This is a genomic window from Bradyrhizobium sp. (genome assembly GCF_049691595.1).
Taxonomy (GTDB): Bacteria; Pseudomonadota; Alphaproteobacteria; order Rhizobiales; family Xanthobacteraceae; genus Bradyrhizobium.
On the sequence record NZ_JBAVNZ010000543.1, the window covers coordinates 1 to 7637 of the forward strand.

The following is a 7637-nucleotide window of genomic DNA, read 5'->3' on the forward strand; positions in this document are numbered from 1 at the left end:
CCCCACAACGCCGCGCCCTCGACCTGGGCACGGATGTTGTCGGGATGCACCTGCGTGCCGACATCGGTGGCCACGGTCAGTTTCTTGACCTTGACCTCGCCGCTTGGTGCGACGGCGACATGGGCCACGCACGCGGTCCAGCTTGCGGTGGCTCTTTCCTGCGACGAGACGCAGGCAACGCCCATGCCCTCGCCCTTGGGCAATTTGCCGGTGCCGTATCCGGCCATGCCCATCGCCGCCAGCAGCGTGTTGCGCAGCCGCTGCGCGCCGCCGTCGTTCTTGCCTTTGCCGTCCAGCAACGCGATGCGGTACTGCGCGGGGTCCTGGCCGGCCGCATGAGCGAGTTCGTCTATCATGCTTTCGACCGCCCAGAAGGTCCAGCCCGGCGCCACCGACCGCAACTGGCCCGACGGGGTGGCGTTGTGCGCCATCTCGTTCAGGATGGCGCGGACGTTGTGATTGGGCACGGAATAGAAGAAATCCGCGCCATTCACGGTGAAGGCGTCGAGCGGGCCTTTCTTGTCGACCGAGGGCGAGAGGAAATCGGGGATTCCCCACCGCTTGGTCGGCCAGGCAGAGACCACGTCGTGGTTGAGCGCGATCAGCTTGCCATCGCCATCGAGACCCGCCTTGATCTTCTGGAACGTCAGCGGGCGCGAGTAGTCCATGGTCATGTCGTTTTCGCGCGAATAGATCACCTTGACCGGCTTGCCGACGGCTTTCGCCGCCTGCACCGCCGGCACCATCATGTCGGCGTCGAGCCGCCGGCCGAAGCCGCCGCCCAGCCACATCTGATGCATCACGACGAATTTGGGATCGACCCCGGCGGCGCCGGCCGCGATCGCACCGGAGCGCGTCGCGAACTGGTTGCCGGAATAGATGTGCCAGATGTCGCCCTTCAGCTCGGCCGTGGCGTTCATCGGCTCCAGCGGCGCATGGATGTTGATGCTGGTGGTGTATTCCGCCTCCATCACCTTGGCCGCCGTGCCGAAGGCAGCCGCGGTGTCCCCGTCCTTGACGAAGAACTGCCCGGAATCCTCCAGCGCCTGCAGCCGCTTGGCCTCGTCGAGCAGCGACTGGCTCGACAGCTTTGCGTTCGGACCGCCGTCATAGGCGATCTTCAGCGCGTCGGCCGCCTTGCGGGCGCTGGCAAAGGTGTTGGCCACCGCCACCACCCAGCCGCTCGTGCTGCCGGTCTTGTCGTCGAGGGTGACGGCCTTGATGAAGCCCGGCACCTTCTTGGCGTCGCTGTCGTCGACCGATTTCACCGTGGCGCCGAAGCGCACCGGCGGCGTCACGACCTTGCCGTACACCATGCCCGGCAACATGACGTCGATGCCGTATTTGGCCGTGCCGTTGGTCTTCGAGGGGATGTCGAGCTGCGGCACCGAGACGCCGATCATGCTGTATTGGTCCGGCGTCTTCAGCTGGATCGCCTTCAGCTCGTCGGCCGTGAAGGTTTTTGTCGCCTTGCCGCTCTTGACGACATCGGCGAACGTCATCGACTTCTTCGACTTCGGATGCGAGATCACGGAATTGCGGACCACCAGCTCGCTGGCGGGCACGCCCATCACAGCAGCGGCGGCTTCGGTCAAGGCGATGCGTCCGGCGGCGCCCGCCCGACTCATCGCATCGAAGTTCATCATTGTGCTCCAGCTGCCGCCGGTGATCTGGGCGCCGAGCACCGGATCGTTAAACTTCGGATCGTTGGAGGCGAGCTGAACCCGCATGTCCTTCCAGCTCGAGCCGAGCTCTTCGGCAACGATCTGCGCCATGGTCGAGGCGATGTGCTGGCCCATATCGGCCTTGCCGCAGGTGACCGTGACGATCCCGTCCGGCGCGATCGAATACCAGACGCTGGGATCGAAATTGCCTGGTGCCGCGAACGCCTGATCGGCGCCGAGCATGCCGGGGACGGCGGAATAGCCGAGCGCCAGCCCTGCGGCGGCGGAGCCGACCAGGAACGAGCGGCGGCTGAGATCGGCGGGTTCGGTTTGGGTGATTTTCACGTGCGTATTCATGTGGGCCTCCGCTCGGTGCCGGTATTGGACGCGGTTCGCATATCGGCGGCGGCGCGCATGATTGCCTTCTGAATTCGCGAATAGGTCATGCAGCGGCAGAGATTGCCGTCCATGTGAGCGACCACTTCATCCTTGGTCGGATTGGCGTTCTTGGTGAGCAAAGCTGCCGCCTGCATGATCTGGCCGGACTGGCAGTAGCCGCATTGCGGAACCTGCTCGGCGATCCATGCCTTTTGCAGGGGATGATCGCCCTTGGCGCTGAGACCTTCGATGGTGGTGATCTTCTTGCCGACGGCGTCGCTGACCGAGGTCTGGCACGAGCGCACCGCCTCGCCATTGACGTGAACCGTGCAGGCGCCACAAAGACCGGCGCCGCAACCGAATTTCGTGCCCGTCATCTGCAATTGTTCGCGGATGACCCAGAGCAGCGGCGTATCATTGGCCGCTTCGACGGACATATTCCGCCCGTTAATATTCAAACTAGGCATTTGCGCTCCCTTTCCGGTATATGAAGCCACTTACGGCGGCAACTTGCTTTTGGATATCAGCTGGCGCCCACCGGGTCAGCACCAGTTGGAAAGCTTAATGATACCGAAAGCATTTCTCGAGGCAATCCAATTCGGAATTGCTCCGAGAGAATAAAGTTTCCGCAACATGGTGCGTTGCGAAAGCGACGGCTGCTCGAATTGCAGGCAGTCGAGTGCCGGAGCCACCACCTATCCTTTGGCTCGCTGGATACTGATTCTGGTTTCATCGACGAAATTCTTCGCATCCTGGTCCGGCAGCCTGAAAAGTTTCCGCTCAATGACAACATTGCGGCCGGCGATCGTCTTGCTGCATGTCTCCTTGAGAAAGACGCCTCCCACCGGCTGCTCGCCGCCGGCAGGCTGCGCCTCGGTGCAACTCCACCCTTCGGCGCCGTAACGGAATTTCGCCTGCACCCCGAGCAGAAAGGCCTTCTTGCGGATATACAGACGGGCCTTCGGGTCGGTCTCGATCTGGAGACCCGCGACCTGCCCCGCATCGTCGATCGACAATGTCAGGATCACCGGGTGGCCTGCCACCATCGTGCCGTCTTTGCTGGTCGCCGGATCGAAACCGAACCGCACCGCACGCATCCCGGCGGCGTCGGCCGGACATTCGCGCCAGCGGTCCCAGCCCGAAAGCGTCCGCGGGGCTTCGCTTGCACAGACGAGGTCGACATAGCCGGCCTTTGGGAGATCGCCGGCCGCCATCCCGACGCGGATTTCCCGCAAATCGCCGTCCTGCCGATCCTCGGCGAGGCCGGGCGCGATGGAGAGCGCAACGAGCGGCAACAGCCAGAACAAAGTTCCGACCGCGAGGTTTTTCGGGCGACGTGTCATCACCGCTCCTTCGGCTTGTTCTCGGGGGACGCGGCTGAATCGGTCTTGTAGACGTTGCAGGCCCGCGACTCCTGCGAGAAGAATCCGATGCACTCGGCGTAGGTCGGTTCGCTCCTGCCCTTGATATGGGCAAGCACATAGTCGGCGACGGCCTCGATGTCGTTTCCACGAAGGAAGCTGCCGGCTTCGGGCGGCATGTTTCCGGCCATGTCCGCCTGCAGCGCGCCGTAACATTTGATCGTATCATAGGCCCCGCGCAGGAAAAACGGCATCCCGGTGCCGGGTCGGCCGCAGCCGATGGTCTCGATGATCAGCTCGCGCGTGAGTTCGGTCTTGCGCAGCGACAGCGCATCGCCGCCGTAGCCCCCGCCCCCATTGCCGTGCCATTTGTGGCATCCCATGCAGTTGGCGCGTTTGAATATCGCCTTGCCGGCGTCGGTCGGATCCGGCGTACCCGCCGACTGGCCATGCGCCACATCAGTAACGGAAAAGCAGATACCGATTATGCAGGCCAGCAAGGCGCGAGCGAGGTAAGCATGGCCGAATATCATCATCGTTCTTTTTGTTTCCAGAACAAACCGGAGAGCCCGGCCGATAGCCGGACTCCCCCGTTCGATTCATCTCAGAGCGAGAACACGTAGAGCATCGATCCGGGCTGAATCCTTTTCAGTTCCGGCGTGGCGTCGATGAACCATTTGTCCCAGGCGCCGCCCAATCCAACCAGAATGGCGATGTATTGCTTGCCATCCACGGTGAACGCGATCGGCGGCGCATTGACTCCGCCGCCGGTGTTGAACTCCCAGCGCTTCTCGAGGGTTTTGGCGTCCAGCGCCATGACCTCACCGGACGGCTGGCCGGCGAACACCAGATCAGGCGTCGCCAGCAGGCCGCCCAGCATCGGGAACGGCGTTTCCAGTTTGCCGGCGAGCTTGCCGGTGGTGACGTCCACCGCGGCGACGCTGCCGGTGATGAGAACCGGCTGGCTCGGCCCACCGCCGGTCCAGAACTCGCGCGCCTTGAGCTTGTCAGGCGTCGCCTCCTCGACCGTGATCCGGTTGCAGCTTTCGATGACCGGAATGTACCAGAGCTTGAGGTCCGGATTATAGGCCGTGGGGGGCCAATTCTTGCCGCCCATATTGCCGGGACAGATGTCCGTCACCTTGTTTTCGCGATGCGGCGTTACCGCGGCATTGTAGCGCTGCACATCTTTTTTGGGATCATACTCGATCGGTTTGCCGGATTCCGGATCGAGGCCCTTGGTCCAGTTGACCTTTTTGACGAACGGCAGCCCCCAGACGAACTTGCCGGTGGTCCGATCGATGGCATAGGCGAAACCGTTGCGATCGGCTTCGAGCGCGAGTTTCAAGGTACCGTTGGGACCGGGCACGTCGACGAGCACGTTTTCCGCCACGCTGTCATAGTCGTAGGGATCGTTCGGCGTGTGCTGGTAATGCCACTTGATCTTGCCGGTATCGGCGTCGAGCGCCAGCGAACTATCGGTGTAGAGATTGTCGCCGGGCCGATACTGGTTGTCCCAGTCAGGGCCGGGGTTGCCGATGCCCCAGATGAGGGTATTGGTCGCAGGGTCATAGCTTCCGGTTACCCAAGTCGAGCCGCCACCGGCGGCGGCGGCATTCTTGTCGTCCTTCCACGTTTCATGCCCCGGCTCGCCCTTGGCCGGGATCGTGTAGGTGCGCCAGACTTCCTTCTGGGTGGAAAGATCGGTCGCCGCGATCCAGCCGCGAATGCCGTATTCCGCGCCGGCGACGCCCGTGATCGCCAGGTTCTTCACGACCAGCGGCGCGCCGGTCACCACCTCGCCCTTGTCGGGATTGGCCACATTTCGCTGCCAGGCGACCTGGCCGGTCTCCTTGTTGGTCGCGATCAGCCTGCCGTCCAGCGTGTGCGAGATCACGAGATTGCCCCACAGCGCCACGCCGCGATTGTCGACGCCGCAGCAGGCCACCGCGCCCGCCCAGTCGTGATCGGTCTTGGGGTCCATTTTCCAGACCATCACACCCCGTCCGCCATGGGTATCGATCTTGTAGACCGAGCCCCATCCGTCGGTGACATACATGAAACCATTTTCCACGATCGGGGTGCCTTCAAGCCCCCCGTGGGTCCAGATGCCGCCGCCTTCCACGCCACCAAGATGCATGGTCCAGGCCACCTTCAGGTTCTTCACCGTGTCGCGGTTGATGTCCTTGAGGCTGGAGAAGCGGTGGGCCGAGAAGTTCTTGTGATGAAGCAGCCAGTTGCCGGGCTCAGCGTCAGCCTTCAGCAGCCGGTCGTGGGTGACTTCGTCAGCCGCCAGGACCGGCGGCGCGCCGAGCATGGCGGCAACTGCGCCGGCGAGCAGGCCGGATCGCAACATGGTCTTTCGGTCAAAACTCGAACGTTTCATGGGACAGTTTTCTCCAGTTGGCACTTCTTGTTGCGTTGATGGCCCGGCATATCCGGGCAAGCGAGTGAGGCCAGTGAATCCGCCGCTACCGTTGCTAGGGTGATGGGATGACACGCACCTCCGTTTCCAGGCTTCCAGCCTTCTGAAATACGACCGCGCAGGTGAGCGTTTCGCCATCCGACAGCTTCTGGCGCGTCTGCAGCAGCATGACGTGATGACCGTTCGGCTTGAGTTCGGTAGTGGTGCTGGCCGGGATCGGAATCGATGGAATGGCGCGCATGGCGGGCGCGCCCTCGCCACGGTCGACGATGTGCTTCTCGGCGAAATTGGCGAACGGGCACCTGACGCGGATCAGTGCATCGGGTTCGGCCGCGTCGTTCTTGACGGTCATCAGCAGGGGAACGTCGACGCCCGTGCCGTCGGTAGCCGGCACCCATGCCTTCGAAATGTGCAGATTTTCGCTGCCGGCCACTGCGACATTGGCGATGCCCATCCCGATCCCAACCATGGCGGATCCGAATCGGATCGACCTTCGGCGGCGATGGCGGACAAACAATGTCGCCTGAGCGATCACCGGTTCATCTTTCGATCGGCTGGCGGAGTTTGGCGGCCGGCAAAGGTTGAAACCAAAGGTGAACCAAAGGTTGGCGAACGATGCGCATCAACCGGCTCATCAGCAAATCCTCCCGCGTAGTATTTTATTCTTTTGCATCGCAAGCGCACGCATTGCACTCACACATCAGGGTCGTGCATGCCGGCGGCCTTCATCGCGACGGGATTAAAAGCAATGGGATTAAAAAACGCCTGAATTATGGTCCCGGATTTTACGGCCGGATGCGAGCGATCCGAGGTATCGGCTCGGCGATAAAATTTTCCGCGCCGCCGCAAGGCGTTGTGAGTGGGCGTACGGTGACGCGGGCCTTGCCGCTTGTTTCCGCATTTCCCAACCGCGAACGGATCGGGCTATGATGCAATCGTCACACCATCGTTCGGGAATCCCGACTGGAAAGCCGCAATGCCGAAAATCGATCGCGACGGGGTCAACATCTATTACGAAGTTCACGGCAGCGGCCCGCCGCTGTTGCTCACTCACGGCTATTCGTCGACCTCGGCGATGTGGCAGGAGCAGATCGAGCCGCTGTCGCGGCGTCACCAACTCGTGTTGTGGGACATGCGCGGCCACGGCCAGTCCGACTACCCCGGCGATCCCGCGGCCTATAGCGAGGCACTGACGGTTGCCGACATGGCCGCGCTGCTCGATGAAGTCGGCGCCGACAACGCGATCGTCGGCGGGCTTTCGCTTGGCGGCTATATGTCGCTGGCGTTCCATCGCATCCATCCCGGTCGCGTACGGGCGCTTCTGATCATCGACACCGGACCCGGCTTCAAGAAGGACGACGCCCGCGAAGTCTGGAACAAGCGCGCTCACGACACCGGCGACCGTTTCGAGCGCGAAGGTCTTGACGTTCTCAAATCCGCAAGCCGCGAACGCTCCGATGTGACGCATCGGGATGCGTCGGGTCTCGCCCGCGCAGCGCGCGGCATGCTGACCCAGCGCGATGCCCGCGTGATCGAATCGCTGCCCGATATCAAGGTGCCGACGCTGGTCGTGGTCGGCGCCGACGACACGCCGTTCTTGGCTGCAACCGACTACATGGCGGCAAAAATTCCCGGCGCCAGGAAAGTGGTGATCCCGGCCGCCGGTCATGCCGTCAACATCGATCAGCCGCGGGCTTTCATCGACGCGGTGCTGCCGTTCCTCGACGGCCTCGAAACCAAAACACCGCGGCAGGTCGTATCATGAAGGCTCCCGCGGCCGCGGCATTGCTGGCGATCGCAGGTGTGCTG

Annotated in this window: 8 protein-coding genes; 2 read left to right on the forward strand and 6 right to left on the reverse strand. The window is 62.8% G+C overall.

Features of this window, described 5'->3' with window-relative positions; genetic code table 11:
• The 6 genes from WCE35_RS21915 to WCE35_RS21940 form a co-directional block, all read right to left on the reverse strand.
• Positions 1 to 2021, reverse strand: a 2021-nt coding sequence (locus WCE35_RS21915; RefSeq protein WP_424595410.1) for a molybdopterin cofactor-binding domain-containing protein, incomplete at its 3' end; no start/stop codon positions are given.
• Positions 2018 to 2509 carry a (2Fe-2S)-binding protein gene (locus tag WCE35_RS21920; RefSeq protein WP_424595411.1) on the reverse strand — a complete coding sequence of 164 codons (492 nt, stop codon included), beginning with the start codon at positions 2507 to 2509 and terminating at the stop codon, positions 2018 to 2020. The genes WCE35_RS21915 and WCE35_RS21920, both read right to left, overlap by 4 nt.
• Before the next feature lie 228 nt (positions 2510 to 2737).
• On the reverse strand, positions 2738 to 3385 hold the full coding sequence (locus WCE35_RS21925) for a hypothetical protein (RefSeq protein ID WP_424595412.1): 648 nt from the start codon (positions 3383 to 3385) through the stop codon (positions 2738 to 2740).
• Entirely contained in the window at positions 3385 to 3939 is a 555-nt protein-coding gene (locus WCE35_RS21930; RefSeq protein ID WP_424595413.1) for a c-type cytochrome, read from the reverse strand. Before WCE35_RS21930 ends, WCE35_RS21925 begins: the two co-directional genes overlap by 1 nt.
• A gap of 68 nt (positions 3940 to 4007) precedes the next feature.
• Positions 4008 to 5789, reverse strand: coding sequence for a PQQ-dependent dehydrogenase, methanol/ethanol family (locus tag WCE35_RS21935; RefSeq protein WP_424595414.1), 1782 nt, complete (start codon positions 5787 to 5789; stop codon positions 4008 to 4010).
• Between the two features lie 94 nt (positions 5790 to 5883).
• A complete protein-coding gene (locus WCE35_RS21940; protein WP_424595415.1) occupies positions 5884 to 6297 on the reverse strand; it encodes a copper chaperone PCu(A)C in 414 nt (137 codons plus the stop codon).
• A 146-nt stretch (positions 6298 to 6443) separates the two neighbouring features.
• On the opposite strand from WCE35_RS21940, the gene WCE35_RS21945 reads away from it, so the two are divergent.
• Together WCE35_RS21945 and WCE35_RS21950 are read left to right on the forward strand one after the other, a co-directional pair.
• On the forward strand, positions 6444 to 6758 hold the full coding sequence (locus WCE35_RS21945; protein ID WP_424595416.1) for a hypothetical protein: 315 nt from the start codon (positions 6444 to 6446) through the stop codon (positions 6756 to 6758).
• 46 nt (positions 6759 to 6804) lie between these two features.
• On the forward strand, positions 6805 to 7593 hold the full coding sequence (locus tag WCE35_RS21950) for an alpha/beta fold hydrolase (RefSeq protein WP_424595417.1): 789 nt from the start codon (positions 6805 to 6807) through the stop codon (positions 7591 to 7593).
• Positions 7594 to 7637: the final 44 nt, after the last annotated feature.